Below are 14,789 nucleotides of genomic sequence, written 5' to 3' on the forward strand. Positions count from 1 at the left end.
AATGAGCAATATTAATTTAATCGATTCGTTTCAAGAATTTAAGGAATTCAAGAACATCGACCGCCCGACAGTGATTAGTGTGCTGGAAGAGGTGTTTCGTAGCATGTTGCGAAAAAAATACGGTACCGATGAGAATTGTGACGTCATTGTTAACCCTGACAACGGGGATTTAGAGATCTGGAGAACCAGAAAAGTGATGGAAGATGGCTTTTCTGAGGACGATGATTTAGAAATTGAACTTTCTGAGGTGAAGAAACTTGATGCGGATATGGAAGTTGGCGACGACTACATTGAGCAGATTACTTTAGAGAGTTTTGGCCGTCGTGCTATTTTAGCTGCCCGCCAGACTTTAGTATCTAAGGTGCTGGAATTAGAGAAAGACGAAATATTTAAGAAATATAAAGACAGAGTTGGCGAAATTGTAACTGGTGAAGTTTACCAGGTATGGAAAAAAGAGACTTTAGTGCTTGATGATGAAGGTAATGAGCTGATGATGCCCAAAACTGAACAGATTCCTGCAGATTATTTCAAAAAGGGAGATACAGTTCGTGCAGTGATATCAAAAGTTGATATGATGAACAGCTCACCTAAGATTATTATATCCAGAATAGCCCCAGAATTTTTACAGCGTTTATTTGAGATCGAAGTTCCAGAGATTTTTGATGGTTTGATTACCATTAAGAAAATTGTTCGTGAACCAGGAGAGCGTGCGAAAGTGGCGGTTGAATCTTATGATGACAGAATTGACCCGGTTGGAGCATGTGTTGGTATGAAAGGTTCACGTATTCATGGTATTGTAAGAGAATTAAAAAACGAGAATATTGATGTAATCAATTTTACAAACAATATTTCTCTATATATCACCCGGGCATTAAGTCCGGCTAAAATCAGTTCTATTAAACTGGATGACGTGACAAAACACGCATCTGTTTACTTGAAGCCTGATCAAGTGTCACTGGCTATTGGCCGTGGTGGACACAACATTAAGCTGGCCGGAAAATTGACCGGTTATGAGATCGATGTTTATCGTGAAGCAGGAGAAGAAGATGAGGATGTGGATATCGAAGAATTCTCAGATGAAATCGATAGCTGGATAATCGATGAGCTAAAAGCCATTGGTTGTGACACAGCAAAAAGTGTATTAACACTATCGGTAGATGAACTAGTAAAACGTACTGATTTAGAAGAAGAAACTATAAAAGAAGTTATCAATATTTTAAAGTCAGAATTTGAGTAACCGCAGGGAAGTTTTGTATGGCGTGTGAGATTTTTTAAACAAATGACATACACATGAAATAAAACAAGAATAAACGTTACTTTTGTATAAGATTTAAGAAAAAAGAGGAATATCAATGTCAGACGACAAACCAATAATTTTATTTAAGGCAGTTAAGGAACTTAACGTAGGCATAGCTACGGCCGTTGAGTTCCTGGAAAAGAAAGGCTTCTCTGTCGAGAATAAACCCACTACCAAGCTTTCAAAAGATATGTACGATGCATTATTGAAAGAATTTCAGGGAGATAAAATCGTAAAAGAACAGGCCGATCAAATTGTTATTGGTAAAATACGTCGTGATGAGCCTGATGTAATTGAAAAAGCGCCTGAAGCACCACAGAAGAATGTAGAGTTCGAAAATGAAGGTATTCTAGTAAAGAACCTTCATAGCTATAGCCCTCCGGCGGAAAAAGCAAAAGAGGAGCCTGTTGTTGTAAAAGCACAGCCAGCTCATCAAGCGGAAACTCCTCAGGTGCAAACACCTGATAAGGTTGAAGAAAGCTCTTTGCCAGGCGTTAAAGTTATTGGCAAAATAAATCTTGATGATTTAAATTCGAAAACGCGTCCAGTGAAAAAAGAGGAAACTCCAGCTCCGGCAGCTACACCTCCTGCTCCAGTAGCGGAAGTTAAAACAGAAGCTCCAGCTCCAGCACCTGCACCGGTTCCTGCACCAGAAGTGGTTAAGGAAACACCGAAAGCAGAAGTAAAGGAAGAAGCGCCTGTCGAAGTGAAAGCAGAAGCAAAACCTGAAGCGGCTCCGGCTGCTCCTGTGGTTAAAGCAGAGGAAAAATCTGCCTCGGCAGAGAAACCTGTGGTTAAACCTGCAGCTGTTGCTAAACCAGAGCCTGCTAAAGAAGCACCTGCTACTCCAAAGGTTAACAAACCCGAAGAAGTAGAAGTTATCAAAGCCAGGTCTGTAAAATTGACTGGTCCGAACATTATTGGTAAAATTGTTTTGCCAACAACGCCAGACCGTAAGTCATCACCAATCGCTTCTTCAAATGACAGCGACGCTGCGAAGCGTAAGCGTAAACGTAAAAAGACACCAGGAACTCCTCACCCAACTACTGGGCAGGTTTCGGGTACAGGTACACCTGCACAAACTACTGGCGGAGCACATCCACCAAAACCTGCAACGCCACCTACGTTTACCAACAGACCGGATTTTAGAAACAACACAAATAATACAGCCAACAGGCCTAATTTTAGAAACAGCAAACCAGGTGGTTTCGGTGGATCTAAGGAAGAGCCTACGGAAAAAGAAATACAAGATCAGATTAAAGCCACGCTTGCACGTTTAAGTGGAGCAGGTAAATCTGGTAAGTTTGCACAAAGAGCGAAACTTCGTCGTCAGAAACGTGATGATGTGGCTTTAACTGCGGATGAATTAGCGTTAGAAAAAGAGGCTCAATCGAAAGTATTAAGGGTTACGGAATTTGTTACGGCAAATGAACTGGCCACGATGATGGAGGTACCAGTGACCAAAATTATTGGTACTTGTATGAGTCTGGGTATGTTTGTATCGATTAACCAACGTTTGGATGCAGAAACCCTAACTATTGTTGCTGATGAGTTTGGTTATGAAATTCAATTCATTAAACCAGATGATGAAAGTGATATCCTAGAAGAAGAAGAAGATGCAGCAGAAGATTTAGTACCAAGAGCACCAGTGGTGACTATTATGGGTCACGTGGATCATGGTAAGACATCACTGTTGGATTATATACGTAAAGCCAACGTTGTAGCTGGTGAAGCAGGTGGTATTACACAGCACATTGGTGCTTATATGGTAACCACACCTACAGGTAAAAAAGTAACGTTCCTGGATACTCCAGGTCACGAAGCCTTTACCGCGATGCGTGCACGTGGTGCTAAAGTTGCAGATATTGCAATTATTGTAGTTGCAGCGGATGATGCCGTGATGCCTCAGACAAAAGAAGCAATTAACCACGCACAAGCTGCAGGCGTACCATTGGTATTTGCTTTTACAAAAATTGATAAACCAGGTGCGAATTCAGAACGGATCCGTGAGCAGTTATCAACGATGAATATTTTGGTCGAAGATTGGGGTGGTAAATTCCAGTCGCAGGAGATATCGGGTAAAAGCGGTTTAAATGTAGACTTGCTTCTAGAGAAAGTATTATTAGAAGCTGAATTTTTAGACCTTAATGCTAATCCTAAGAAACGTGCTACAGGTAGTGTAATTGAAGCTACCTTAGATAAAGGTCGCGGAATTGTAACCACTGTTCTTGTTCAGGCAGGTACGTTAAAAGTTGGTGATCCAATTTTAGCAGGTAGTTACAGTGGACGTGTTAAAGCGTTATTTAACGAGCGTGGACAGAAAGTTGCGGAGGCTGGACCTTCGGTACCGGTTCAGGTATTAGGTATGCAAGGTGCCCCAACAGCGGGAGATCGCTTTAATGCACTGGATACAGAACATGAAGCGAAAGAGATTGCAAACAAACGTTTACAATTGATGCGCGAACAAGGTTTACGTACACAGAAACACATTACTTTAGATGAGATCGGTCGTCGTTTGGCTATCGGTAACTTTAAAGAGCTGAACTTGATTATTAAAGGTGACGTGGATGGTTCGATTGAAGCATTATCTGACTCTCTATTGAAACTGTCAACAGAAGAAATTCAGGTGAACATTATTAGCAAGGCTGTTGGTCAGATCTCTGAATCTGATGTATTGTTAGCTTCTGCATCTGATGCGATTATCATCGGTTTCCAGGTACGTCCTTCTACAGGAGCACGTAAATTAGCGGAAGCAGAACAAATCGATATCCGTCTGTACTCGATCATCTACGATGCGATCAATGAGATCAAAGCGGCGATGGAAGGTATGTTGGCTCCAGAATTTGAAGAGAAGATTACTGCTAACGTGGAAATCAGAGATGTCTTCAAAATCACTAAAGTGGGTACCATTGCAGGATGTATGGTATTGGATGGAAAGATTACCCGTAACAGTAAGATCCGTATCGTTAGAGAAGGTGTGGTGGTTTACACAGGCGAGTTAGCTTCACTGAAACGTTATAAAGATGATGTGAAAGAAGTGAATTCTGGTTACGAGTGTGGTTTGAATATCCATAACTTTAATAACATTGAAGTGGGTGATATTGTAGAAGCCTACGAACAAGTAGAAGTGAAAAGGAAGTTATAAATCCAATCAATCATATCATATTAAACACCTTGCAATTTATTTTGCAAGGTGTTTTTTTTGTAGAAGATTCCAGGAATGGAGATTATAGGGCAATCCAGTTTGCTGGAGTAGACATACTTTCCTTGGCTTGATTGTCATTAACCCATTTTTGAGGGTATATTACAATTTTAGATTGATTAGGGTTAAGCCAGGCTGCCCACCAGCTGAAACTGCTATTAGCGATGATATTGTGTTTACAAGCACTCATTAATTGCATATCAATGTAACTTTCTGAACCTTTATTCCAGGATATAAATTTTGCTTCTGCTAATACCAGGTGTTTTTGGCACCAGGCAATGTCGTCTGAGAAAACGAAATATTTTGGTGAGTTCACCTTCAATTGCATATGATTGATTGCTTCCTGATAGTATGCTGGTCCGCATAATCCCCCCAATAGTGGGTCTTTGAGGTAATCACCCCGTCTAACATGGATAGCTATGCTTTCTGTTTGTTGGATCTCTGATAGCGTCTGCTGGTTTGCTCCGGTGAGCTTGTTCTTAAACTCAAAGTCAATCCTTAAATCATCAGCAATAGCATCAAAATACCGAAGATTTTGCCAATAACCCCAATAGTAGCGTGACTTAGGTTCAGCTAATATGGATGGGTCGAAACTAAATAGTGATTTTTCTTCCTGATAAGCGTTTCTGAGGTTGAGTAATCGCCTAAGTTTCCTATAAATCCACTTTCTGTTATGTTTGTTATATAGATTTTTAGTAAAAGGGGTGATCTTATTTAGTTTAATGTTGAATATGTTTTCAAGCTCAAAACCATTATGTAAGGAGTAATTTTTATAGCTATGCAGGTCAGCTTTAACGTTTGGAAATTTCTGTTGAAGTACTTTGTATAATGCGTATTGAAACATCTGATTGCCTAATCCGCCTAAAAATTGAATGATTTTCATGGAGTAACCGATAGTAGTCTTAATATGTAGTATTATTTAGATAAAGTTCCTATCCCTCTTAGCGACAGTTTAAATGTCTTCCTGAATTGCTTTGCTGTTAGGTATCTAAAATTAAATAGTTTTTTACTGAAGAGTAAGGCCAAGGCATTTCCTTTCGCCTTTTTAATCATAATTATCTTGAACCAGTATTCAAAGAGCCTTTTTTCAAAAGGCTCTTTTGGATATATCTTTAATTTCTGGTTTGCTGACTTCAATTTCCAGAAAAGTGATAAATAGTCTGAAAAGTCAAAAGGCTCAAAATTGTGGGCCAACACGCTATAGAAAACCTCTATAAGCCTTTGATCTGCTTCGATGTGAAGCCGATTCAATTGGTTCTTCTTTATCTCATGCACTTTTCTGCTGCCTGTGGATACCTGAACGACAGAAGTATTGTGATCGTGATCCCTGTATTTTACTAATACGGTGTCGATATTATCGACAGCATATTTATCTGCTATACGTATAAAAAGTTCGTAATCTTCGGCAGGTGCAAAGTCATTGTAACCATTAAGTTCCAAGAGAACTTCCTTTTTATACATCACTGTGGAATTTACGAAAGTATTTAAGAACAGTAAAGTAATTTTAATGTTTTCTGGTCCTATTGGTACAATGAGTCGTGGATCATTAATGGTATCTCCCGAGTGATTGATAACCTGTCCATGACCACCGCATAAGGCTAATTCGGGATGCTTTTTAAAATGTTCATATTGTAAGGCTAACCGGTTGGAAATTGCGATATCATCGCTATCCAGAATGGCAATATATTCCCCTCTAGCTTCTTCTAATAACACATTTCTTGTAAATACTAATCCTCTGTTTCGGTCATTATGAATTAGCCTTATCCGGGGATCATGAAATTTATTGATGATTGCAACGGTATTATCCGTAGAACCGTCATTAACGATTAATAGTTCAAAATCCTCGAATGTTTGATGTAAAATGCTTTCAATTGCTTCAGTAATATATTTGGCTGCATTGTATGCGGCCATAAAAACAGTTATTTTTGGGGACATATAAAACAAAGGTAGCTTGAAAAAAAGAATTTTATTCATCACCCAGCATCTTGGCAGAACGGGTTCAGAAATGGTTTTATGGTATTTGTTGAAAAATTTAAATAATCAGGATTACGATGTTTCTGTGTTCTGCATCAGGAAAGGGGAATTATATGATCTTTTACCAGATTTTATTGAAAAGCATGTGATGTATAAGCATAGCCCCAAATGGACAGATAGGGCCATACGACGCATCGTGAAAATGTTTGGTATAGATCCACTCCAATATCAGTTAGATAAGATACAGCGTAGCTTTAAAGCAGATGTATGGTATGTTAACACGGTGGCTGTTCCCGAAGTTTTTGAATTAGCTCGTCCAGTAGGAGTTAAACTAATCACACATATACATGAATTTTTATATGCCTTTAGTGATATCAAGCGTCAGACACTTGAAAGGGTCTTTTCCTATTCTGATGCATGGATAGGCTGTTCTGATATGATATGCGAAAAAATCAGTGAACTTAAGGATACAAATGTGTATTTACAAAACAGCTTCATTGATACGGACACGATTAATACGGACTCGCAGAAAATACAGGACATCAAAAATAGATTGGGTATTTTACCTGATGATTTTGTGTGGGTAGTCTCGGGAGGAACAAAGTATATGAAAGGACTCGATTATGTATTGCCAATATTAGAACATTTTAAAGACAAGCACATAAAAATAATGTGGTTGGGCCCACAGCTAAGCAATGGGTTAGAATTTTACGTTAGAAATGTGGCTGAAAAAAAATACCCTGATCGATTGATTTTTACAGGGAACTTATCTGAAGATTATTATAATTACATGGCTGTTGCTAATGGGTTTTTGTTATTGTCTAGGGAAGAAACCTTCTCTCTGGTCATGCTGGAAGCTGCCTATTTAGGGATTCCAATGGTGGCCTTTAAAACAGGAATAGCAGCCCAATTTATTAAAGGGGAGATGGGAATTAGTGTTGATAATGGTAATTTGCCTGAGCTCCTAACAGGAATGCAAAGAATTCATGAAGGCGATGTGGTAATTGATACCTTTAAAATGAGGGAGGCCGCCATGATATACGATGTAAAACATCAATTGCCACTTTATGAGAAGTTGATTAATCAAATATTTAAAACGTTGCTAAACTCAAATAATTAAGCGGTTAATTTTAAAAACTTTTTTATCCTTGCTAAGAAGGATGTGTTTTTAGTTGTATAATAATTTGGTAGGTTAATATAACGCTGATATTCATTATTCTTTAAGCGTTCGTGATACTTAGAAAGCAGAGGAATTATATCTGGGCGCATTTGTGTATTAAATAATGCCCATTTTGAAATCTGCAACGGATTGTTAAAGTCCCAACCACTGAAATGAAAAAAGTATAGCGGAATTGTATTGTTAACTACAAATTGACCATCTCTTTCTGTTATTCGCCTTTCATGCAGGTTCCAATAAGCGACGTTTAGACCTACGCTAGGCTCTATATGCGCATATTTAAAATAAAGCGGAATAAAATTCAGCCACAACTGTTCTCCATAATAACCCCTACTGAAATCGTATATACAATCTAATACAGCTCTTTCTCTCAACCAAGTGATAAACAATTCAGTTTCGTTTGATTTTTTTAATTTAAAGAAACCCCCGTTATACAACCCAGCATTTAATACTTCAAGTTCCTGTCTTTTCATATCAATGGGCGGTGGAGATGAAAAATGGGGCGTGAAAATAATCTGCTGATCATCAATTACCTCTTCTGGCAGCCGATTAAAGAATAGCATATCCGCATCTGCGAAAATAATTTGGTCAATTTTTTCCTGATTCAGGAAGTGCCTGGCAAATAGAATTTTTGAGCTATTTGCCAACTGCATAGGAGTATAGTTTTGCGTAATGAAATCGAATTCTTCAACACCTAATTCATGCAACTGCAGTAAAGGGTACCGAGTTGATAAAGAATGTTCTTTGATTTGATTAACGTCCAAATAGTCTGTGAGGCAAACACAAAATTCAAATTCCGGGTGAAATTCCCTCACTGAGTCGAGTAAGGACACTGCAAAGGGAAGGTAATTTGTGGTAGAAATGGTGAAGAATAACGTCATGTTTAAAATAATGAATCTAGTCTTTTATAACAATTCTGTTGTTCATAATTGCTTTCAAATGTCAATTTTGCGAGTAAAGATTGTTGATGGTAGAGTTCAGAGTTATCTAACAAATCTAAAATGTTTTGTGTAAATTTAAATGGGTCGTCACTAACTAAACAACCGTTATCGGATTTGTTTGTCATTCCATCTACCCCTCGCAAATTGCAAACAACTGGAAGTTGGTAAGACAGCGCTTCTATGACTTTTATCTTCGTTCCTGTCCCTGAAAGCATTGGGCATATAGCAATTTTTGATTCGTGATAAAAGCTGCTAAGATTCTCCGAAAAAGGTACCAGCGTAATATTTTCAAAATCCTTGCCTATAGAATCTGTTATTTGTCCAATAAAGCAAAGAGTAATGTTTGACGGTAACTGAGGATAAACTTTCGTCATGAACCAATTCGCAGCTTCTATGTTATGTGGATTTTTACTCGCTACATATATGATGTCGAACTTTCGGTCGGAAATCCCTAATGAAGCCAAAGCTGGCTTTTTAAGCATAACAGGCGCCAAAGCTACACTTGCTTTACAAAACTGGCTGAATATGTATTGCTCTTCAACTGATATAGCTAAAACTTGGTCGAATAGGGATAGCCGTCTTATTTCCTCATGAAAAGAGGATCCGATAGGGTATTTATGTTGGTGCTGAGCCGTTAAAAAATCATGAGTGTCGATTATAGTTTTGGCTTTGTCAATTAGCTTATTGTCCTCAATTAAAGATGACCAGGAGGCATAATTAATGAAGATATAATCATATTTATTTTGCTGCAAAATACGGTTAAAACGTTTTTTTAATATTGAAGTCACTAACTCTGGAAAAGCCTCTGGAATAATTCCCCATTTCTTCTGATAAAAGAAGTTTGGTATTTTATAGGTAAATAAATAACTTAACAAGTTTCCTTTGGAAGGTTTACGATGAATAATATAGGTGTTTTTCGCAAGGCCACTAAGCTGGAACTCTTCTATGTCTTTATGATTCCATTCGCCCCAAAAATATTCGCTGACAAAATCGACATGCATATCTCTCGATTTAAAATATTGCAAAAAGCTTAGTGCTCTGATTTTATTACCAGCATTTTTTTTCAAAGGGTTATCAGGCATAAAAAATAAAACCTTTTTCATCTATTCTTCAAAAGTCTGCATATCTATTAATCGTCTATATAAACCGTTTTTTGCCATAAGCTGGGCATGAGTACCTTGTTCCACAACCATAGATTTATCTAATACAAAAATGAGATCTGCATTTTGTATAGTCGATAAACGATGCGCAATAATTAGAGATGTGCGATTTTGCATGAGTTTATATAGGGCATCTTGAACTAATTTTTCAGATTCTGTGTCAAGTGCAGAAGTCGCTTCATCCAGCAACATAATAGGTGGATTTCCAATTACAGCTCTTGCAATGCAGAGCCTTTGTCTTTGTCCGCCCGACAAGCGTATGCCCCTATCTCCAACAGAAGTTTCATAACCATTTTCAGAATTAAGGATAAACTCGTGAGCATTTGCAATTTTTGCAGCGGCAATGACTTCCTCCATAGAAGCATCAGGCTTTCCGAAGGCGATATTGTTATATATAGTGTCATTAAAAAGGATGGATTCCTGATTGACGAAACCCAGCTGATTCCTAAGTGATTCTACAGTTATATCTTGGATATCTATCCCATCAATAAATATTTGACCAGTCTGCGGTTCTATAAATCTTGGAACCAGGTCCATTAAAGTCGATTTACCACCTCCAGAGGGGCCAACAAGGGCAACGATTTTTCCTTTAGGTATTTCTATATTGATGTTTTTTAGCACTAATTTTTCTCCATATGCAAAGGTTACATCTTTGAACATGATGGCCTTTTCAAACGAGGGGATGCTAAGAGCATTTGGTTTGTTGGAGATTTCTGGCTCAACATCAATCAGATCAAGCACTCTTTTTCCTGCTGCTAATCCTGTATGGATACCGCTAAAAGCATCTGATAATGCTTTTGCAGGGCGCATGACCTGAGAGAAAATTGCGATATATGCGATAAATTCAGATGAGGTTAATGAAGATTGCCCTGTTAAAACCATTGACCCACCAAAATAAACGATCCCTGCGACCATCATAACACCTAAAAATTCAGATACTGGGGATGCTAACTGTTGTCTGCGTACCATCTTGCGAGTGATATTTGAATAGTTAACGTTTTCCTGATGAAACCTGCCTTTAACATATTCTGTAGCATTAAAAGCTTTAACAATCTTAATTCCTGAAAGCGCCTCATCAAGGTAGCCAATCATATAAGCAAAGGTTTCATGTGCTTTAGTGGCCTGCGCTCTCAATCTTTTAACGATTTTTGCAATAATAAGGCCGGAAAGGGGGATGATGAGTAACGAAAATAGAGTGAGTTTTATTGATATCGAGAATAGTAAAACGATATAAACGATGAGTGTGACCGGTTCCTTAAATACAACTTGTAGTGTATTCGTGACAGTGAACTGTACAACTTGGACATCAGAGGATATTTTTGATATAATATCTCCTTTGCGTTGATTGTTAAAGTATCCAAGATGCAAATTCATCACATTATTAAATACTGTTTTACGTAAATTTAATAAGGTATGTACACGAAGGTCTTCCATGATTCGCGCTGAATAATACCTGAAAATATTGGATAGAAAAACAGATGCAATAATGACGAGACAAACAAATTGTAATGCTTTCTGTGGGCCATAATTATGAATGTAATAATCGGTAACACTCCTGAAGTTGGCCATAATATCCCACCATGATTTTTTTTCGACTGCTGTAGTGGCAATCGCTTGTGATGTTCTACTGTTAAAAAGAGTATCAAGCAAAGGCGCTAAAAGCGCTAGGTTTAAAGTGTTGAATAGAATATAAAGTAGCGTCGTAAAAACATATGGAATTGCAAACTTTTCAATTGGTTTGGCAAAATATAGTAGTCTAAAATAATCTCTCATTAAAAGTGGCGATTTCTACAAATGTACAGATTTACTGTCAGGTATAAAATCATTCCTATTTAATGCATTAGACTTCGGTATACTTCCCAGTACGCTCTGGCGCTGTTGTTCCAGTTGAACTGGCTGGCATGATTTATAATTGATTGTTCCGGCCTTGTAAGGGCGAAATCCTTCATCCCTGATTTGAAAATCTCCTGCATATGCTCGGGTTCGAAATTTTCGAAATAATAAGCACAATCTCCGCCAATTTCGGGTAGGGATGTAGTTGTTGAAAGAAAGGTTGGCTTACCAAATTGCATCGCTTCAATAACGGGTATACCAAATCCTTCTGCAATAGATGGAAATAGAAAGGCTTGGCAATTTTTATAATACCAATATTTATCTTCCTTACTAATCGGGCCGATTATCTTCACCCTGTCCTCAACCCCAAAAGAGGTTGCCTCCCTCTTAATCTTCTTCACGTAAGCAGAGTCTTCTGTGCCTGCAATAATCAGCTCAAGGTTGGTATTTTTGATTAAACAAGGTAATACATGGAAGTTTTTTTTTGCATTATTTGTTCCAAGCGCAAAAAGAAATTCCTTTTGAGGTTGGTAAACGGGAGTATTGTGCCGTGGAAATTTTTCAGTGTTACACCCATTATAAATCACGCTAATAGGGACATTTACTTTTAGGTGTTTTAGAATGTCCTGTTTAGTATATTCTGATATAGCTACAATATGATCTGCACGATCGATGTTAATCTGGTGTTTCTTCAAGTAGCATTTACGTTTTAACTCGGATTTCTCTTCGTAAAGAAAGTTCAGATCATGAAATGTGATGACAATCTTAGCATGTCTATTTGCGGGCGGCAAGTATCTTGAGGTTTGATGTGTTGCGTGCCAAATATCGATTTTCGTATCTATTTTCGGGAAAATATATTTGTGAAGTGTACGCTGAGGCTTAATTGACGTACCTTCGGCAAAATACTCCAAATTTTGTTTCTGTGTGTAGATTACTAAATGATCGTCGCTCGCTTTTGTAGTTAATAATGCGTGGCTTAGTTGATAACAATATTCGAATAAACCGGTGTACTTGTATTTCATTCGCTCACAATCTAAAATGATTTCCATTCTTTTTACGCTGGTTTACTTTACAAAGTTAAACTGCTATTCCTGCGAAAACGCTACACAGCTTATTTAATAATTTATAGTTATTGTATTTTCCAATTTTCCAACCAGATAGCTGTTCAATGAAATGCAATTAAACACTTCGTAAGGAGAATACTATCCTTTTTGGGATTATATATGAATACTCAATCTTTGAACACTATTGTTTGTTTAATAGTAACAGGTTTAATATTAAGGCATGTGCAAAGTTACAATTCTTATTAATATGATAGCGACTACAAATACTTGATGGTTTTTGTTGAGATTGAGCGGTTAATCATCTCCATTACTTTATTTACGTCGATATCAATTATGTGATCGCTACGCAGGTGTTTGATATTATTCCTTGAACGCTCAATTGCTGTATGATATTGTAAATATTGTTTGTAACTGAAAAACATCCATGTTTTACCTGCCATTATTTTAGGCAATACCTCAACAAGCAACGCATAAGCAGGCCACAACTTAAGTCGCCAGCCTTGGAGGTGAATGGCATGGAAAATAAAGCGGTTGCGGTAATAAATGGTTTTAATAAAAGCAGATTTAATTTGTGTCTTGGTACTGCCGCTAACCTGGTGGTAACAGATGGATTGATGTTCGTAATAACACTTCCAGCCTAATAGCCATGCACGTAAACTAAGGTCTGAATCTTCTGAAGAGAAAGGTGAATATATTTCATCGAAACCCTTAAGTGCTTTCAGTTTTTTAGTGTCTATTAAAGCATTTGCCCCTGACAAATAGGCTGTATATACATCCTTGTCATTGTTATTGGTGCTATAATAAAATCGGTTGGCTTTTATTCTGCAGCCATTGTAGAATAAAATTCTGGCCGCATCCTCAATAGTTGAGCCGTCTGCGCTCATAATTCTCCCCATCACACCAAAGGTGTCTTCATGCTGGAAATAAGGCCATTGTTTCTCGAAGTAATCGTGCGTAAGCCTGACATCTGAATTTAATAACAAGGTCAGTTCGTTGCGAGCGATGTTTATACCCTGGTTGCAGGTGTATGAAAAGCCTCGATTAGTTGCATTTACTAATAAAGTAATATGGGGATACAAGCTTTTAATAAATGGTATGCTATCGTCTTTGGAAGCATCGTCAATGATGATCAGTTCATAGCTTACGCCAGTATTTTCTAATGCTTCAAAGACCGAAGGCAGGTATGATTCCAGCAAGTGTTTGCCGTTATAATTGGGAATTATTACGGAAAGACTTTTCTTCATGAAGATGATTTGACGATTTTATAGTTTCGGTATTCAAATAACCTGACACCTGTAAGGTCTTCAATTTTTTGGAGTGTCCTTCGGCGGAAATCCATTTTAGGCGTCAGTTTGGTGATGTCCTCTTCAAATTTCCAGTTGGTGGCCTCAATTCTGGGTGCGATTACTGCTGGATGAGTTTCTGTAAATTTAACCAGCCGATCTGCATTTCGCAGGTCAAATGATTGCTGAACGGGGAAATTTTCTTCTACCCATGCTGCTGTTTGGTAAAATTGATTAAAATTTCTAACTTTTCCTTGAAGTGCAGCAGGTGTTTTAACCCAGCCATAATGGTATATGCAAGCATCAATAAGTTTAACCCGAAGTTTTCGACCATCGATTCTGAAACCCTGCGCATCTTTATATGAGTGTATGCCTGGTAAATTCTTCAGAATTCTGATCTCCCGGCGATACCAGCGACGTGATTCAGCAAAATAATCGTAAGAGCCATAGAAATGTTTGTATTTTAACAACAATGCTTCGATATGCTGGTCTGAAAGGGTCTTAATCATTTCTTTTCTGATGAGGTCGTGGTATTTTTCGTGTAAAACTTCATCTCCCTGGATATAGATCATCCAGTCTGTGTCTTTTGAAATCTCGGCTATAGCTTTATTGGTTTCCAGGGCGAACACCTGTCCTCCAGCCCTTAATGAATCGTCCCATACTGTGTTTACAATTTTTATTTTATTGGTGTCCAGGTTTTGAATAAGCGCAGCAGTTTCGTCGGTAGAATTCCCTAGGGCAACAATAAAGTCGTCGCATAAAGGTAGAACCGATAGAATGGCTTCACTTACAGGGTAATCATTAACAATCGCATTTCTGATAAATGTGAAGCCGGTTACTTTCATAAGAGGTATCAAG

The 14,789-nt window shown here is 37.9% G+C and carries 11 protein-coding genes; 3 read left to right on the forward strand and 8 right to left on the reverse strand.

All coding sequences use genetic code 11. The features are described 5' to 3' along the window. The first annotated feature begins 1 nt into the window (after window position 1). Complete coding sequence (gene nusA, locus IWX76_RS08155; RefSeq protein ID WP_196859408.1) at window positions 2-1,237, forward strand: transcription termination factor NusA; 1,236 nt, start codon at window positions 2-4, stop codon at window positions 1,235-1,237. 115 nt (window positions 1,238-1,352) lie between these two features. Beyond that, a complete protein-coding gene (infB, locus tag IWX76_RS08160) occupies window positions 1,353-4,442 on the forward strand; it encodes a translation initiation factor IF-2 (protein ID WP_196859409.1) in 3,090 nt (1,029 codons plus the stop codon). Window positions 4,443-4,524: 82 nt separating this feature from the next. On the opposite strand, the gene IWX76_RS08165 is transcribed toward infB, so the two are convergent. Then, a complete protein-coding gene (locus tag IWX76_RS08165) occupies window positions 4,525-5,382 on the reverse strand; it encodes an alpha-1,2-fucosyltransferase (RefSeq protein ID WP_196859410.1) in 858 nt (285 codons plus the stop codon). Window positions 5,383-5,414: 32 nt separating this feature from the next. Continuing rightward, on the reverse strand, window positions 5,415-6,473 hold the full coding sequence (locus tag IWX76_RS08170; protein WP_334641509.1) for a glycosyltransferase family 2 protein: 1,059 nt from the start codon (window positions 6,471-6,473) through the stop codon (window positions 5,415-5,417). Here IWX76_RS08170 and IWX76_RS08175 point away from each other — a divergent pair. Continuing rightward, on the forward strand, window positions 6,451-7,593 hold the full coding sequence (locus IWX76_RS08175; RefSeq protein WP_196859412.1) for a glycosyltransferase family 4 protein: 1,143 nt from the start codon (window positions 6,451-6,453) through the stop codon (window positions 7,591-7,593). The two genes, IWX76_RS08170 and IWX76_RS08175, sit on opposite strands and share 23 nt — an antisense overlap. Here the strand turns inward: IWX76_RS08175 and IWX76_RS08180 are convergent. The 6 genes from IWX76_RS08180 to IWX76_RS08205 all read right to left on the reverse strand — a co-directional run bounded on the left by IWX76_RS08180 (window position 7,590) and on the right by IWX76_RS08205 (window position 14,776). Beyond that, window positions 7,590-8,531, reverse strand: coding sequence for a glycosyltransferase (locus IWX76_RS08180; RefSeq protein WP_196859413.1), 942 nt, complete (start codon window positions 8,529-8,531; stop codon window positions 7,590-7,592). The genes IWX76_RS08175 and IWX76_RS08180 overlap by 4 nt on opposite strands. A gap of 2 nt (window positions 8,532-8,533) precedes the next feature. Continuing rightward, window positions 8,534-9,694 carry a glycosyltransferase gene (locus IWX76_RS08185; protein ID WP_196859414.1) on the reverse strand — a complete coding sequence of 387 codons (1,161 nt, stop codon included), beginning with the start codon at window positions 9,692-9,694 and terminating at the stop codon, window positions 8,534-8,536. Further along, on the reverse strand, window positions 9,695-11,524 hold the full coding sequence (locus IWX76_RS08190) for an ABC transporter ATP-binding protein (protein WP_196859415.1): 1,830 nt from the start codon (window positions 11,522-11,524) through the stop codon (window positions 9,695-9,697). Between the two features lie 59 nt (window positions 11,525-11,583). Further along, entirely contained in the window at window positions 11,584-12,633 is a 1,050-nt protein-coding gene (locus IWX76_RS08195; RefSeq protein WP_196859416.1) for a glycosyltransferase family 4 protein, read from the reverse strand. A 272-nt stretch (window positions 12,634-12,905) separates the two neighbouring features. After that, a complete protein-coding gene (locus tag IWX76_RS08200) occupies window positions 12,906-13,892 on the reverse strand; it encodes a glycosyltransferase family 2 protein (protein ID WP_196859417.1) in 987 nt (328 codons plus the stop codon). Then, window positions 13,889-14,776, reverse strand: a complete 888-nt coding sequence (locus IWX76_RS08205) for a glycosyltransferase family 2 protein (RefSeq protein ID WP_196859418.1) — start codon at window positions 14,774-14,776, stop codon at window positions 13,889-13,891. Before IWX76_RS08205 ends, IWX76_RS08200 begins: the two co-directional genes overlap by 4 nt. Window positions 14,777-14,789 lie beyond the last annotated feature (13 nt).

The organism is Pedobacter sp. CAN_A7 (assembly GCF_015752175.1).
Taxonomy (GTDB): Bacteria; Bacteroidota; Bacteroidia; order Sphingobacteriales; family Sphingobacteriaceae; genus Pedobacter.

Excerpts from the sequence above, each read along its gene's own strand:
- nusA (WP_196859408.1), top strand. The coding sequence starts at position 2 with ATGAGCAATATTAATTTAATCGATTCGTTTCAAGAATTTAAGGAATTC.
- infB (WP_196859409.1), top strand. The coding sequence starts at position 1,353 with ATGTCAGACGACAAACCAATAATTTTATTTAAGGCAGTTAAGGAACTT.
- IWX76_RS08165 (WP_196859410.1), bottom strand. The coding sequence starts at position 5,382 with ATGAAAATCATTCAATTTTTAGGCGGATTAGGCAATCAGATGTTTCAA.
- IWX76_RS08170 (WP_334641509.1), bottom strand. The coding sequence starts at position 6,473 with ATGAATAAAATTCTTTTTTTCAAGCTACCTTTGTTTTATATGTCCCCA.
- IWX76_RS08180 (WP_196859413.1), bottom strand. The coding sequence starts at position 8,531 with ATGACGTTATTCTTCACCATTTCTACCACAAATTACCTTCCCTTTGCA.
- IWX76_RS08185 (WP_196859414.1), bottom strand. The coding sequence starts at position 9,694 with ATGAAAAAGGTTTTATTTTTTATGCCTGATAACCCTTTGAAAAAAAAT.
- IWX76_RS08190 (WP_196859415.1), bottom strand. The coding sequence starts at position 11,524 with ATGAGAGATTATTTTAGACTACTATATTTTGCCAAACCAATTGAAAAG.
- IWX76_RS08195 (WP_196859416.1), bottom strand. The coding sequence starts at position 12,633 with ATGGAAATCATTTTAGATTGTGAGCGAATGAAATACAAGTACACCGGT.
- IWX76_RS08200 (WP_196859417.1), bottom strand. The coding sequence starts at position 13,892 with ATGAAGAAAAGTCTTTCCGTAATAATTCCCAATTATAACGGCAAACAC.
- IWX76_RS08205 (WP_196859418.1), bottom strand. The coding sequence starts at position 14,776 with ATGAAAGTAACCGGCTTCACATTTATCAGAAATGCGATTGTTAATGAT.